Below are 15,309 nucleotides of genomic sequence, written 5' to 3'. Positions count from 1 at the left end.
TATAAATAAAAATAAAAATATAAATATATAAATCTTTTTAAGTTAAAAATTTATTATCAAATACAATATAATTTGCTTTTCCTTGCTCCTTAGCGCGATACATAGCTGTATCTGCATCTCTCAGCAGGGTTCTTGGTTCATCATAACCACTGCAACTCAAGGCAATGCCAATGCTTGCTGTTGTAAATATCTCAACTCCGTTGAGGTGAAGAGGTAAGCCTAAGGTTTCTTGAATGCGTTTGGCAATGTTGATAGCGTCGCCAACATCTTTAATATCTTCTAAAAGAACGGCAAACTCGTCACCACCAAATCTGGCAACGGTGTCGCCACTACGCAAGCAAGACTCCAAACGTCGGGCGATCGCTATCAATAAATCATCACCCATCCCATGCCCAAAGCGATCGTTAATTTCCTTAAAGCCATCTAAATCTAAAAATAAAACAGCGAAATGATTGTTAACCCGTCTTTTACAACGTTCTAATGCTTGTTTGAGTCGATCCAGGAATAAAACTCTGTTGGGTAGTGCTGTTAGTCCATCATAAAAAGCATTGCGAATCAATTGCGCTTCTGTTTGCTTGCGTTGAGTAATGTCTTGAAAAACTACAACAGCACCTGTAATATTACCCAAACTATCGCGAATTGGTGCCACAGTATCTCCAATCGGTATTTCTGTTCCATTCTTGGCAATTAGCCTACAGTTATCTGGTAGTCTCAAAACTACACCTGCTTGCATTGCTTGCGTAGCTAAATTAGCAATCCTTTCTCCGGTATCTTGATCGACTAAATTTAAAACTTCTACTAAATATTTCCCCAAAGCTTCTGTTTGCTGCCAACCTGTGAGCATTTCTGCCAGTGGATTCATCATTTCGATCCGAACATTAACATCTGTGACTAATACCGCACAGCCCATACTATTAATAATTGACAGTAACCTTTGCTTTTCTGTTTGCAATTGCTTTTGGATTTTGTGCTTATAAAGAGCTATTTCGACGGCAATATGTAGGTCTTTTTCGGTAAATGGCTTAAGAATATAGCTAAAAGGATCTTGTAACTTATTTTCTAGTATGTTTTTATACAAAAAACTATCTGTTAAATATAATACTGGTATTTGAAAAATGTTCTGAATGATATCTACAACTTGTAAACCGTCTAATTCCATAGCTAAACAGATATCAATCAATACTAAATTGGGATTGATATCTGCTATTTTTTTTACTACTACTTCAGCATAATCAGTGGTTTCGGTAACTGTATATCCTAACTTTATTAAACTATTTTTAATATCTACAGCTTGGATTTTTTCATCTTCTACAACTAGGATTTTCGGAGCGACCATGCTAAAATTACCAGTTTTCTCAGGTTCAGATTTTTTATCAATGTTAGCTGAGTTTGGAAGACAGTAATCCTATCATAATAAATCTCTAATCTTGCTGTGTATTACTTGACTGAAATACTGACTAATTCTGAAATGTAATTGGCGATCGCTGTTTAAAAAGTTTTAATAAAGTCAAGAAAAATAACTTGATACAGTTAATATCAAGTTGTTATTGTGATAATAAAGGCACGTTTTCTAGATTATATTTACAACTATTTGTAGTATTTACATAACAAAATAAAAGTGAAGATAAGCCATTAAGAAATTTACTAAAATAATGTATCTGATTAGCGAAACAAAAATCAGTATGACTCGGGAAGTGGGAATGGGGAACTCAATATTCCCCACCTAGTAAGGATTAGAAGCATTGAGAATTGAGAATGGGCAATAGCGAGAACTGAGAAATCAGAATGTTCTTCCAGCATCGCTGCCTTTGTTCAAGCCAGCCTACTTTAACCATTGGGTTTAATTCTGGTGACTTCGATGCTAATTTTGCCGCCAAAGTCTGGAATGGGTGCAGCAGGCTTGCTGAGAATGACTTGAACTTGGGTAAGGCGATCGCACTCTTGTAGAATAGAATCTGCAATGGTAGCTACTAAGCGTTCCACCAAAGCAAACTTTGATGTCTTTATCAGATGTTGCACCAAGTTGATGACTCGACGGTAGTCCACTGTATCTGCAATCGCGTCAGATTTAGCTGCTGAGTCGATATCCAACCATAACTTCAAATCCACCTCAAACCATTGGCCTAGCACCTGTTCCTCTGGTAAAAAGCCAGTGTAGCCATAGGCGCGAATTCCCGTTACATGAATGCAGTCCATAAGAAATTAGCAATAAAATTATTGATGGGTCATCAGCCAATTACCAATGACCTATTACTTATTACCAGCCTAAGCGACAGTATAAGTATTCAAACGAACATGATATAAACCGACCACTAGCAGCGATCGCCACTAGCAACAAATGAAAAAAACACCTTTTTCCCTGTTAAGAGTTCCCCGTTAAGAGTTCCCTGTTCCCTGTGTTTCTTGAGAGATTGTCTTTTTGCTAAATCAAATTTCATGCCAATTGGTTTTAGAAATACTAATGAACTTTGGGCTTCTATATTGACGCAGACATTGAAGCATCTAGGGTTAACAACCGCTGTAATTTGTCCAGGTTCGCGATCCACACCTTTAGCAGTCGCTTTTGCCCAATCAGCACCCGAAATAGAAGCAATTTCCATTTTAGATGAGCGTTCTGCTGCTTTTTTTGCCTTGGGAAGGGCAAAAGCAACAGGATGTCCTACAGCTATTGTTTGCACCTCTGGCACGGCGGGGGCAAACTTTTACCCAGCAGTAATTGAAGCCAGAGAAAGTCGTGTACCGCTATTGTTGTTAACTGCCGATAGACCACCAGAATTGCGAAATTGCCACTCTGGACAAACTATAGATCAGTTGAAATTATACGCCAATTACCCAAACTGGCAAGCAGAATTAGCTTTACCTGCAACAGATATGGGGATGCTGGCTTATTTACGGCAAACGGTCATGTATGCTTGGGAGCGATCGCTTTACCCAGTACCCGGCCCAGTACATCTGAATATACCCTTTCGCGACCCCCTCGCACCCATTCCTGATGAAAATGTAAAGACGTTGCATGCAACGTCTCTACAGTTTCACCCAGAAGAATTCTTTGCTAACATCACAACTCTATCTCCCTCTCCCCCCCTCTCCCACTCTCCCACTCCTCAGGAATGGCTAACCTCTTACCGAGGCATCATCATCGCTGGAATTGCCCAACCACAACAACCATATAAATATTGTCAGGCGATCGCCCAACTTGCCCAAACTTTAAAATTCCCTGTCTTGGCAGAAGGACTTTCTCCTGTCAGAAATCATGCCGATCTCAACCCTCATATTATTTCTACCTATGACCTGATTTTGCGGAATCAGCAACTGGCGAAACAGCTAGCGCCAGAAATAGTAATTCAAATTGGTGAAATGCCTACCAGTCCAGTATTGCGTCACTGGCTAAAAACCACCACCGCCAAACGCTGGTTAATTGATCCCAGCGATCAAAACCTCGATCCCCTCCACGGTAGGACAATTCATCTGCGGGTGAGTGTAGAACAGCTAGTTGGGGAAGAGTGGGGGAGTCGAACAGATGTAGAGACGCGCCATGGCGCGTCTGGGAGAGGGAGAGAGGGAGAGGGGAGGAAATTCTCCTCATCCCCCCATCCTCCCATCTCCCCATCCTCTTATCTCCACCAATGGTGTACGGCAGAAGCAAAAGTCAGAGTAGCTGTTGACCAAACCTTAACGGAAATAAAAGACTTAGTTGAAAGTAAAATCGCTTGGTTACTGTCCCAGACTCTACCACCAGAAACCCCTATATTTATCGCCAACAGTATGCCTGTGCGGGATGTGGAATTTTTCTGGAAACCGAGTAACTTAGGTGTACGAACCTTTTTCAACCGGGGTGCAAATGGCATTGATGGCACTTTATCCACTGCTTTGGGAATCGCCCATCATCATCAAAGCAGCGTCATGTTGACGGGAGATTTAGCACTATTGCACGATACTAATGGCTTTTTAATTAAAAATAAATTTGTTGGGCATTTGACGATTGTATTAATTAACAACAATGGTGGTGGAATTTTTGAAATGTTACCCATTGCCAAGTTCGATCCGCCATTTGAAGAGTTTTTTGCTATTCCTCAGGACATTGATTTTGCTCAATTGTGTGCCACTTACGGCGTGCAGCATGAATTGATTACTTCTTGGGAACGCTTGCAGACTCAGTTAAATCCATTACCTTCTAGGGGTATTAGGGTTTTGGAGTTGCAAACAAATCGCAAAGCCGATACCAAATGGCGTCAAGAGAATTTGGGTAGGTTTGCACTAATGTAGTTTCTGCAACACAACCCAAATAAAAAGCCCCCAACTCTTTGGGGGTAACAGCCATGAACTCAATAAACATTTACACTTGAAATAAGCCAGATAAAGTCTACACCCTAGCTTGCAGGTATTGCTGGCTAGGGCTTTCTTAATGTTTACAGTAGTATTGATTTACTACTCCAAACATTTTGTAGTGATTAACCTCAAAAATTGTAGCATCATTCAGCATTTGCATGTTTTGCTTTACTAATGCGAACATTTAGCCTTAATCAGAGAAAATTTCCAGAACTCTAAGGTTTAACAGTACCTCAAATCAAAATGAGGTACGGCAAAAACGCGATAAAAACTGGCGATCGCCCTACCTCCAACAATGCTCCCACCTAAATGCTGTCGCAGGTGTGGCATTGAAGTGTCAAGAGTCCCAAAAAAGCACTAGCAGATGCTGGGCTATCAAACTATAGTTAACAAATTCACACGATATTCTTCCCAAGGAAGAAGTAGTTGCCAAATTGCCAGATCAAAGGGGCAATTTTACACGAATTTCTAGACCAGCATTTACACCCATAAACCGGAGCTACGGATAAACTAGAACATGATTCGCTTACTATCAAGCAAACAGAATCACCTCATCTTGTATTGGGTGAGAATATTTTTATTGAACATATTTTAATCATAAACAGTTAGATTTTCTAATCAAAACTCTGCTGTATTTTGTAATAAAAACTTGTGCTTTGTGGGTGCTTTTACGTGGCACTAATACTGTCACTAAATAAGTCTTAAAAAGACAGATACCCGAATTCTCACCAGAAGTCGGGGATCTTACAGGGTACAAAATATAAGGTTTGCTAAATCTATTTTAGGGTTATTCGGGTGGGTACGTTTGCGATCGCGCCCCCTTAAAAACTATCTCGCCAACGTCTTTGTTCTTACCAGAGAAAAGCCGAGCCACCATCTCGGCGCGAGATGAAACTTCTAACTTTCGGAACATCCGCTTTAAAGCTTGCTTGACAGAATTCTATTAAATACACAAAGTACTTGTAAAGTTTCCAGGTCAATCACAAATTGAGACTTCAGTGTATGTCGTTTTTGTTTACCACTAAAAAAACGTTTCTGACCATATTTAGGACGTTCTATGGGACTTTCAGTCACATCCATTGCTACTGTTTTCGGTTTTTTTGATGGTGTCAACAATGACTTTTTTCCTCCCAACCGAAACCTCCCAGAACTGACTAAAACATTTTCTACCCAATGAACAGTACGACAAATTGTTGCTTCTGACACTTGCCAATCACTGGCGATATGGAAATAAGTTCGATATTCACGCCAATACGTTAAACATACTAACGCCTGGTCTTCCAAACACAGTTTTTTAGAACAACCCCGTGTTTGTCTGTGACTTGCCGCATCTTGTAGTACGTTGACTATCTCATTAAATGTGTGTCTTTGTACCCCAACCAGACGTTTAAATTCTCGATTGGACAGTCGTTTTGTTTGTTCGTATTGCATTGGCAGAGCAAATTCATGTCAAAATTCTCCATCTTACCATAAAATAATCCTGCAAGAGGTCTAGTCTGTCTCTTTCAGGATTGCTCAGAGGATTGCCATCTGATTGATTATGAATTTCGTCCTGTGCCATAAGAAACTTCTGCTACTCGTAATGCGATCGTGGCACAGTAAGTAGGTAAGGCATTGCCTACCCTAAGATACAATTTTCAACTTGAAGTAGCATTCCACGGTCATGGAAATCAACTGGCAAACCGCCAAAACCTACGAAGACATCCTTTATCACAAAGCTGATGGCATTGTCAAAATTACCATCAACCGCCCACACAAACGCAATGCCTTCCGTCCCAAAACCATCTTTGAACTGTATGACGCCTTCTGCGATGCCCGCGAAGATACTACCATAGGCGTCGTACTATTTACTGGTGCTGGGCCACACACTGATGGTAAATATGCCTTTTGTGCGGGAGGCGACCAAAGTGTACGCGGGCATGCAGGTTATCTGGACGACAGCGGTATCCCTCGCTTGAACGTGTTGGATTTGCAACGCCTGATCCGTTCAATGCCGAAAGTAGTAATTGCTCTAGTAGCTGGGTATGCGATCGGTGGCGGACACGTTCTCCACTTAATTTGTGACCTCACCATCGCTGCTGACAACGCAATTTTTGGGCAGACTGGCCCGAAGGTAGGCAGTTTTGACGGCGGTTTTGGTGCCAGCTATCTGGCCCGTGTCGTCGGACAAAAAAAGGCGCGAGAAATTTGGTTTCTCTGTCGCCAGTACAGTGCCCAACAAGCGCTAGAAATGGGCTTGGTTAACTGCATTGTGCCAGTGGAACAATTAGAAGTAGAAGGCATCCAGTGGGCAAGGGAAGTTTTAGAAAAAAGTCCCATTGCCATTCGTTGTTTGAAAGCAGCATTCAACGCCGACTGTGACGGACAAGCTGGTTTACAAGAACTCGCAGGTAATGCCACCTTACTTTATTACATGACGGAAGAAGGAGCCGAAGGAAAACAAGCGTTTTTGGAAAAACGTCCGCCGAATTTTCGCCAATATCCTTGGCTTCCGTAGACTATCTGTTTGTGTCTTAGTGACTTAGTGGTGAAAAATTTTTTTAAACCACTAAGACACAAAGACACCAAGAATTATTTAGCAAAGCGAATAAGCTTTATTCTTAGTTGAGCTAAATACAAGTGCAAAATCTGACTTTCCACATAACGTGAAAAGTCAGCCACTCGTCTTGGTTAGAAATGCAAAAATCGCTCCTCTTTTCAAGGAGCGATTTTTGACATATCAAGGTTATTTCTAGACCCATAATTGTTAAAAACAAATTTTATTTGGAAATTACTAGAGATTCACTTTTTACTGCCCACTTTCTCAGCGCCACACTCTGAAAACCTTACTGTAAAAGGGTCTTGTATTCATTTGACCTTGACGAGTTTACTCAAAATTATACTTGACTTGAGTTGAACTCACACCAAAATTTTCTCAATCTAATATCAAAAGACTAATTTACCATTATCTTAGTTTTTAGCTGTTCAGAAGATGTGCAGCTAACTGTTTCTTCAATAGGAGAAATAACTGTTATATTCATATCTGAAGTTATGACTAGTGTAGCATCTGGCAAACTCCAAGCATCTTCCAATCTTTCCCAAGAAGGAGCAAATGGAGGAAGTGCCAAAGAGCAAGCTTTCCAAGCTGCTTGAACTGGTGCTCCTAACTGCTGGCACATGCCTCCACGACGTCCCTCTGGCTGATAATAACGACAATATCTACAAGCAGAAGTCAAGTCTTTAATGCTTTTCATAATATATAGTGCCTTTGAAAGCTTATTTACATATCTAATTTCGCATATAGATATAAAAGCTGTTTTATACCAAAAAGTATATTTTGATGGACGTTATAGCGATCCCCGGGATAGAATTTGCTTTAGAATCTCTTTAGCTTTGTGTTATATATTTCAATTATTTTGTTAACAATGTGATACAAGCATGTCAAAATATTACGCACATTTGTTTTTGGCTAAAAATAACTAGGGATCAAGGCTAAAAATAAACTTTTTGATGCGTAGCGGTTTTTAGTTTATCAGGAAGTTGCACAGTTAGCGATTATGCAAGCTGTATATTTTTGCATGGTTTAGATCTGAAAAACGTATTTTATGTAACGTTTGAAGAGATCATTTGAATAAGTCAAAAGTTTCCATCCAAGGGTAGAAGAAATAACAAAAGATAAGGAGCATTTGGAAAAAAGCCTGAACTCAAGCGATTTGCCAGTTTGTAAAAGGGACTGGGGATTGGGGATTGGGTAAAAATAAGTCAAAAGTTAAAAGCTAAAAGTAAAAAGAAAGAATTTTTTCTTTTACCTTTTTACTTTTTACTTTTCCAGTTCCTTTGCCCCTTGCCCTATGCCCTCTACTTAGCTGTTGCAGTTGCGATCGCCGTTATCTTCAAAAATTATTGGAGAAGCCTTTAGCAGCACACAAAGAACAAACACCCCAACGCTGGAGTTCGCCACCGGGTGTGGGACATTGGCACTCAGGACAAAGGGGTAAGTGATGCGATCGCTCTTGCATTGCTTCTGCCCAATTTTCAAAAGCTGCATTGGCACTCTTGGCAGTGGATTCAACATCATGGTGTCTGTTTATTTCCTCACCAAGATAACTTGGATGGTGGCGCGGTAGAAGCGTTTGTGGCTGATTGTTAGTTTCTTTAGCAGCGTACCATTCAGCAGTGGAAAAACGAATATCTACCAAAGGAGTAGGTAACACTGTATTTAACTTGACAAGTAAGCGCCGACGCTCAAAAGTTAAGTTCTGTGCCCAAGCAGCACTAGAAGTTGCTACTCGCAAAACATCGCGCTGAATCGACAAAGGGCGAGTATGAGCAGCAATTACTTTTCCGACAACTTCAGGCCAGCACTTGAGCAAACGTTGAAATGGCTGCTCTTGCAGCTTCGCCTGTAGTTGGAGAACACCTAAAATATCATTAACAGAATTAAACGACATCCTAGTAAAGGGGTGCCACAATTGCATTTGGATTATGCAATGAATCTATGCTAACTTTCGATAGCATCAGCACAAATGTATCTTTAAATAAAGCAATTGGCGATCGCTATTTAGCCAAAAGATGAAAAGCTGTTAGCTTTTAACTTGAGAATAATCCGGCAGTCTAAGTTTGAGGCAGATAGACAATGAATCAAAACCCTCTGGTAGATTCGAGTGTAAAATCCTCCAAAACACCCGAGTTAAAGCCAGCACTTGCAGCAGCACTCTCCAGTTTAGAAGTAGAACTAGATCAAGAACTAGCCCGTTATCGACGCACCCGATTTACACATAAAACATCATTACAACCCCGTCTGGGTATTTCGATGAGCGGTAAACTCCAACAGTTAACTGCGATCGCCACAACAGAGGTAAAAACTCAGCACGCAGCAACTGCGAACAATAGTGAAAAAATTTCTTTGCCACTATTCCCAAGCACGACACCACCAATATCTGAATCGGAATCAAACACCCAAGAGCAAGTGCCAACAACAGTGAAGGAAAACTCTTCACAACAGCACACTCTTGAAATGCCCTCAACCTCTGCTGTAGAGAAAAAACAAACCACACCTATCCCTAATTCCGCCAGTATTGTGCCTGCAACGATTGGGGAAAATAAAAGTCAAAATCTTGTCTCGCCAAATAGCACCCCCAAGCCGCCTGATGATTATTTGGAATCATCAGAAGCACTGCTACGAAGTCTAGCAGAAGAACAACCCCCAACAAACAAGCGTAGTAATTCCAGCGACAGTCTGTTATCACCTTTAGGTATCGGCTCAATGCTGCTGCTATTGATGTCAAGTCTTACTCTTGGCTATGTAGTGTTTAATCCGAAAAGCTTACCGCATTTGAGTCTAAATGGTTTGTTTAAGAAAAACACTCTTGACTCAGCCACAAATACTGAAGGTACAGGCGCAGACAGCAATATCAAAACTGTAGCGGAACCAGAACTTACACCCATACCCAAGAATCCCAATCTAGCTGCTAGCGAATTTCCAGAGGTAAAAAACCCCAATGATGTAGTTGGTTTGCAACCCAAACCCAAACTAACGCCAATAGCGACATCTACACCCAGCCCAATTCCTGCCACAACTACTATTGCCCAGCAGGTACAGCCAACCTCAGCCCCGATGCCGCCAATTGCTACAACTACAACCCCCACCAAGCCAACTCCTACTCCTGCACCTAGTCCACAAAATTTAGATGATGCAGAAATAAAACCCTTGGCGGATGGATTTTATCATGTCGTTATAGACAATCAGAGTGTAGAATTGTTTGCCAAAATACGGCAGGTAATTCCTGATGCTTATTTAGCATCTGACAACAAATTAATTTATCTAGGAGCTTTTAAGACCAAACAGCAAGTCAAACAACACATGCAAATGCTACAGGCAAAGGGAATTAATGCCAAGGTGCAGCAGCCTTAAGGGGCAAAACAATACGATACGATGAGGTCAGAAACTTACGCTTGGCTTGGTTGCTGACTGGCGAAAAGTAAATGGAGGGCCGATATGGGACTGATCGAACGGATCGGGCGGGTAATTCGTGCTAATATTAACAGTTTAATTGGGGCAGCAGAAGATCCAGAAAAGGTTTTAGAAAAAACCGTGATGGAAATGCAGGACGATCTGGTGCAGTTGCGCCAGGGGGTAGCGGCAGCGATCGCTAGCCAAAAACGCACAGAACGGCAGGCAGCGCAAGCCGAGTCTGCCTCAGAAGAATGGTATCGTCGTGCCCAATTAGCCTTACAACAAGGCAACGAACTTTTGGCAAGGGAAGCTCTTAGTAAACGCCGTGCCTACCAAGAAACTGCTAAAGCCCTCTCTAGCCAGATTGAGGAACAAACCGACGTCGTGGCTAGGCTGAAAAAGGATATGCGCTCCCTAGAGCTAAAAATTACTGAACTAAGAACTAAAAAAGATATGTATATTGCTCGCGCCCGTTCAGCAGAAGCTGCCGTGCGCCTTCAAGAAATGCTGGAAGGTGTTTCTGGAACAAGTAGTCTAAATGCCTTTGAGCGCATGGAAGAAAAAGTTGAACAACTAGAAGCCCAAAAAGAAGCAATAGCAGTTACTGGTACAGATGAATTGGAAAAACGGTTTGCAACATTAGAGGCTAGTGTTGATGCCGAACTGTTACAAATGAAAGCACAGCTACCTAGTGGTACGGAAAATACGCAATCAATACCACAGCAATTACCCAAGACAGAGGATTAAGCCGGATTGGTCAATTACTAAGTTGAAAGAATATCTTAAGAATAAGGGTCATTGGTCATTTGTCATTGGTCATTGGTCATTGATTAGTAGTTTTAACTACTACCTCCCATATCCTGTCTTCATTTACTAATGAACAGCAGGACTGAAACAGTCCGGAAGGATTACATTGAAATAAGTAGCTGTAAAACAGTAAAAAAGCTAACTGCCAAACCAAGCGCGTAAATCTCAAAAGGAAAAACAAAGTTATGGGATTATTTGATCGCATTCGGCGAGTAGTCAGCGCCAACCTCAACGACATGGTCAGTAAAGCCGAAGACCCTGAAAAAATGCTGGAACAAGCCATCCTGGAAATGCAGGAAGACTTGGTACAGCTACGCCAGGGAGTAGCTCAGGCGATCGCTGCCCAAAAACGCACTGAAAAACAATACAATGATGCGCAAAATGAAATCAACAAGTGGCAACGCAATGCCCAACTTGCCCTGCAAAAAGGTGATGAAAATTTAGCACGCCAAGCGCTGGAGCGCAAGAAAACTTTTACAGAGACGGGTACTGCCCTCAAAGCCAGCCTAGAGCAGCAAACCGCTCAAGTTGAGAACCTCAAGCGCAATTTAATCCAGCTGGAAAGCAAAATTTCTGAGGCTAAAACCAAGAAAGAAATGCTCAAAGCCAGGATCACTGCTGCCAAAGCCCAAGAGCAACTCCAAGGCATGGTGCGGGGTATGAATACCTCCTCGGCAATGGCAGCGTTCGAGCGCATGGAAGAAAAAGTCTTGATGCAAGAAGCCCGTGCCCAATCAGCAGGCGAATTGGCTGGTGCAGATTTGGAACACCAATTTGCAGCTTTAGAAGCTAGTAGTGATGTTGACGATGAATTGGCAGCACTGAAAGCCCAGATGTCCCTACCCGGTGGTACATCAAATCAACCCCAACTGCCACCCGAACAAAGAACCACTCCTAAAGCCAATAATGAAGTGGTTGATGCTGAGTTGGACTCGCTACGCAAGCAATTGGATCAAATGTAATACTTTGATAACACCTTTGGAAACTAATCCCACACCTGTTGGTTGTGGGATTTTGCGTCATTTGTCAATAGTTAATTATTAATTATTACTAATGGTTAATAGTGAAAAATAACTATTGATCGCTTGCTATGGACGATTGACTACTTTGGGATAGAGTAATTTGTGTGTCAACCGAAAACGATACCACCTGATGGAGACTGAAATGAATAAGGGTGTAAAAGTTATAACTGATGCTGAGTTTGAAACCGAAGTATTAAAAGCTGAGGTGCCAGTATTGGTTTACTTTTGGGCTTCTTGGTGCGGTCCTTGTACATTAATGTCCCCAATGGTAAACTTTGCTGCCAATACCTACAGCGATCGCCTAAAAGTGGTGAAAATGGAAATCGATCCGAATCCAGTCACCGTCAAACAATACCAGGTAGAAGGAGTACCTGCCCTCAGGCTCATTCAAGGAGACAAAATATTAGCATCCACTGAAGGAGTCATTGGTAAAGACAAATTAGTTAACCTCTTAGATACTCACTTAAACTAGTCAATAGTCCAGAGTCCAGAGTCAAAAGTCCAAAGTCAAACACTTTTTGACCCTTGACCCTTGACTATTGACTATTGACCATTGACTAAAATGCAATTTGCCAAACGTTTACAACCCCTACAATCAAATGTATTTGCTGATATGGACAGAGCCAAGGCAAAAGCTTTGGCTGCTGGACAGCAATTGATAGATTTATCGCTGGGATCTTCGGATTTGCCAGCCGCAGCACACGCGATCGAAGCGATCGCTCAGTCTCTCTACGATCCGAGTACCCACGGCTACTTACTGTTTCACGGTACGCAAGCATTTCGCAAAGCAGCAGCCCAATGGTACGAGCAAAAATTCGGCATTTCCGTAGATCCAGAAACAGAGGTGCTACCGCTAATCGGCTCTCAAGAAGGCACTGCCCATTTACCACTAGCAGTTCTTAACCCAGGAGATTTTGCCCTGTTACTCGATCCGGGTTATCCCTCCCATGCAGGCGGAGTTTACTTAGCTAGTGGTCAAATTTACCCAATGCCACTACTAGCGGAAAACGATTTTTTACCAGTTTTTGCTGATATTCCCGTACATGTCTTGGCACAAGCGCGGATGATGGTGTTAAGCTACCCACACAATCCTACCAGCGCGATCGCACCATTATCTTTCTTCCAAGCTGCTGTTGCATTTTGTCAGCAACACAATCTCGTGCTGGTTCACGATTTCCCCTACGTTGATTTAGTATTCGAGCAAATCGAGGACTGGGGTAAAAATCTTCCCAATCCCCAATCCCTTGCCCCTTCAATTCTCCAAGCCGATCCAGATAAAACCGTTTCAATTGAATTTTTTACTCTTTCCAAGTCCTATAATATGGGTGGCTTCCGCATCGGTTATGCTATTGGTAATGCTGAGTTGATTCGTGCTTTGCGTCAAGTCAAAGCAGCAGTTGATTTTAATCAGTATCGCGGAATTTTAAATGGGGCGATCGCTGCCCTCAGCGGGCCGCAAGATGGCGTCAAAACAGCTGTCAATACCTTCCGCCAACGCCGGGATGTCTTTGTTAATGCTTTACATCGCATTGGTTGGCAGGTTCCTAAACCTAAAGCCACAATGTACGTTTGGGCAAAGTTACCAAAACCTTGGAGCCAAGATTCTGTAGAATTCTGTACTCAACTAGTCGAAAAAACAGGAGTAGCAGCGTCACCTGGTGCTGGTTTTGGCAAATTCGGAGAAGGCTATGTCCGCTTTGCCTTAGTGCATGAGCCACCCGTATTAGAAACTGCTGTACGGAGAATTGCGGAGTTTTTGTAGCTATGGGATGGCTATGTAGCCGCACGCGATCGCCTTCTGAGTTTTCTAGACCAGCGTAAACCCTCTAATTCAACGTGAGTTCGACGGGTTGAAAAATGTACAAAAAAAGCTGAGACTGTATTTGGATCAAAAATACGCATGATGTCTCAGCAATGGAAAATATTGTATCTCGGTTGGATGTGACACAGATTTTTTGCGATGTAGATGATTTTTGCTCCTCATGGGAGAAGATGTGGCAACAAGTACCTCAGCTACCGTTAATGAGCGGTGAACGCCGCAGTAGCTCCAGGATGCACATCAGCGAGGTCATAACTATCGCTCCGCGCATTTCATGGCAGTGGTTATAAGACTTTCAAGGAGTTCTATACGTTGCATGTACTGCCTGGTTGGCGTGGAGCTTTTCCAAACTTGGTTAGCTACAGTAGATTTGTTGCATTCATGCCGTGGTGTTTGATGCTGTTGTGTTGTTAACGTGAGTTCGACGGATAGGAAGGGGCAAAAAGCTTGCTATGTAAGAATTGCTCAACTGGCATTCACGGCAGCGATCGCCCACAGTGGCGCAGACGAGCACACTGTATAAACTATTGAGTCGGGAACAAGAAGGATTTGTAATTGAATCTTCCACACATCAGGCATTGAAAACTAAAAACATAGTTATTGGCTTACCTCTAGACTATCCCCATTTCTGGAATGAACAATCAGAAGATGACATCCGCCAACAGGTATTAGAAGATCCGCAAGCTTGGAGAAGTGCGCTAGGACGCTCCCTAACTCCTCAAGGCTTAATCATACCCGTAGTACCTCACTACCGAACATTTCCTTGGGTAGCTGTGGCAGGTAGACGGATTTTTACACAATTAGAAATAGTTTTTAGCGATCGCTACTTTATGGCATCCAGTGAATTGAATTTTCTCAATACTATTCTGCTTGAAAACGAAGCAGAGTAAAAATCACACATTCAGACACAATCACATGACGGATGACTACCGCTTTGTACGAATACAAAGAATTTTTTCGTTTAAATTTGTATTAAACTTCAGGTGCTTCTGGGCAAAAGTCAAGCGAAACATTTATATCAAAATTTTTGTAATTTGTGCTATTTTTATTTTTTAATGAATTAGGTAATGATAAAAAGTGTAAACTAACTTTAATTTGAAGTTTACCTTTTTGTCTGCAATTATTACCTATCGTTAGAAGCTCAGAGGTCATTTATAAAGTAAAAATAAAATTACTGTAGGGGAGGCTGTCATCGGTGTGGATTTTCCTCCCGCTTTATTGCCATTGTGTTAGGCGCATATTTTGAGATGATTTGTCACGAAAAACACGATCAAAGCGCCTAACGCACTGCTATATAACATGGTGCGTCAGGCTAAAGCCGTGACACAACGCCAGGTGACGCCACGTGCTACAACGGGGGGAACCCCCGCAACGCACTGGCTCCCCTACTTAAGATT

15 protein-coding genes are annotated in these 15,309 nt (G+C 42.0%); 9 read left to right on the top strand and 6 right to left on the bottom strand.

All coding sequences use genetic code 11. The features are described from left to right. Positions 1-37: 37 nt before the first annotated feature. Positions 38-1,336 carry a diguanylate cyclase gene (locus HXY43_RS15420; protein WP_290884298.1) on the bottom strand — a complete coding sequence of 433 codons (1,299 nt, stop codon included), beginning with the start codon at positions 1,334-1,336 and terminating at the stop codon, positions 38-40. A 491-nt stretch (positions 1,337-1,827) separates the two neighbouring features. Next, the gene (folB, locus tag HXY43_RS15415) at positions 1,828-2,196 is read right to left on the bottom strand and encodes a dihydroneopterin aldolase (RefSeq protein ID WP_026734204.1); all 369 of its coding nucleotides are present in this window, start codon (positions 2,194-2,196) and stop codon (positions 1,828-1,830) included. A gap of 240 nt (positions 2,197-2,436) precedes the next feature. Here folB and menD point away from each other — a divergent pair, with 240 nt between their 5' ends. Next, positions 2,437-4,266 carry a 2-succinyl-5-enolpyruvyl-6-hydroxy-3-cyclohexene-1-carboxylic-acid synthase gene (gene menD, locus HXY43_RS15410; protein ID WP_290884295.1) on the top strand — a complete coding sequence of 610 codons (1,830 nt, stop codon included), beginning with the start codon at positions 2,437-2,439 and terminating at the stop codon, positions 4,264-4,266. 850 nt (positions 4,267-5,116) lie between these two features. On the opposite strand, the gene HXY43_RS15405 is transcribed toward menD, so the two are convergent. Both HXY43_RS15405 and HXY43_RS15400 read right to left on the bottom strand, forming a co-directional pair. After that, positions 5,117-5,242: a hypothetical protein gene (locus HXY43_RS15405; protein ID WP_290884293.1), complete on the bottom strand. Its 126-nt coding sequence runs from the start codon at positions 5,240-5,242 to the stop codon at positions 5,117-5,119. A 5-nt stretch (positions 5,243-5,247) separates the two neighbouring features. Continuing rightward, the gene (locus tag HXY43_RS15400) at positions 5,248-5,760 is read right to left on the bottom strand and encodes a transposase family protein (protein ID WP_290884291.1); all 513 of its coding nucleotides are present in this window, start codon (positions 5,758-5,760) and stop codon (positions 5,248-5,250) included. A 232-nt stretch (positions 5,761-5,992) separates the two neighbouring features. On the opposite strand from HXY43_RS15400, the gene menB reads away from it, so the two are divergent. After that, positions 5,993-6,826: a 1,4-dihydroxy-2-naphthoyl-CoA synthase gene (gene menB / locus HXY43_RS15395; protein WP_290884289.1), complete on the top strand. Its 834-nt coding sequence runs from the start codon at positions 5,993-5,995 to the stop codon at positions 6,824-6,826. A gap of 436 nt (positions 6,827-7,262) precedes the next feature. Here the strand turns inward: menB and HXY43_RS15390 are convergent, their stop codons facing one another. Both HXY43_RS15390 and HXY43_RS15385 read right to left on the bottom strand, forming a co-directional pair. Further along, positions 7,263-7,562 (bottom strand): hypothetical protein, encoded by a 300-nt coding sequence (locus HXY43_RS15390; RefSeq protein ID WP_290884287.1) that lies wholly within the window; start codon positions 7,560-7,562, stop codon positions 7,263-7,265. Between the two features lie 639 nt (positions 7,563-8,201). After that, complete coding sequence (locus tag HXY43_RS15385) at positions 8,202-8,759, bottom strand: DUF721 domain-containing protein (RefSeq protein WP_290884405.1); 558 nt, start codon at positions 8,757-8,759, stop codon at positions 8,202-8,204. A gap of 185 nt (positions 8,760-8,944) precedes the next feature. Here HXY43_RS15385 and HXY43_RS15380 point away from each other — a divergent pair, with 185 nt between their 5' ends. The 7 genes from HXY43_RS15380 to HXY43_RS15350 all read left to right on the top strand — a co-directional run bounded on the left by HXY43_RS15380 (position 8,945) and on the right by HXY43_RS15350 (position 14,802). Further along, on the top strand, positions 8,945-10,222 hold the full coding sequence (locus tag HXY43_RS15380) for a hypothetical protein (RefSeq protein WP_290884285.1): 1,278 nt from the start codon (positions 8,945-8,947) through the stop codon (positions 10,220-10,222). Between the two features lie 84 nt (positions 10,223-10,306). Further along, on the top strand, positions 10,307-11,011 hold the full coding sequence (locus HXY43_RS15375; protein ID WP_026734213.1) for a PspA/IM30 family protein: 705 nt from the start codon (positions 10,307-10,309) through the stop codon (positions 11,009-11,011). A gap of 245 nt (positions 11,012-11,256) precedes the next feature. Then, the gene (locus HXY43_RS15370; RefSeq protein WP_290884282.1) at positions 11,257-12,033 is read left to right on the top strand and encodes a PspA/IM30 family protein; all 777 of its coding nucleotides are present in this window, start codon (positions 11,257-11,259) and stop codon (positions 12,031-12,033) included. A gap of 202 nt (positions 12,034-12,235) precedes the next feature. Continuing rightward, positions 12,236-12,565, top strand: a complete 330-nt coding sequence (locus HXY43_RS15365) for a co-chaperone YbbN (RefSeq protein ID WP_026734215.1) — start codon at positions 12,236-12,238, stop codon at positions 12,563-12,565. Between the two features lie 90 nt (positions 12,566-12,655). Further along, positions 12,656-13,855 (top strand): LL-diaminopimelate aminotransferase, encoded by a 1,200-nt coding sequence (locus HXY43_RS15360; RefSeq protein WP_290884403.1) that lies wholly within the window; start codon positions 12,656-12,658, stop codon positions 13,853-13,855. Between the two features lie 152 nt (positions 13,856-14,007). Then, positions 14,008-14,202 carry a hypothetical protein gene (locus HXY43_RS15355; RefSeq protein WP_231510401.1) on the top strand — a complete coding sequence of 65 codons (195 nt, stop codon included), beginning with the start codon at positions 14,008-14,010 and terminating at the stop codon, positions 14,200-14,202. Positions 14,203-14,373: 171 nt separating this feature from the next. After that, entirely contained in the window at positions 14,374-14,802 is a 429-nt protein-coding gene (locus HXY43_RS15350) for a hypothetical protein (RefSeq protein ID WP_290884278.1), read from the top strand. The last annotated feature ends 507 nt before the right edge of the window (positions 14,803-15,309 follow it).

This window comes from Fischerella sp. (assembly GCF_013388695.1).
In the GTDB taxonomy this organism is placed as follows: domain Bacteria; phylum Cyanobacteriota; class Cyanobacteriia; order Cyanobacteriales; family Nostocaceae; genus PCC9605.
The sequence above is the reverse complement of the archived record's forward strand: the minus strand, read 5'-3'. Positions and strand labels throughout refer to the sequence as shown.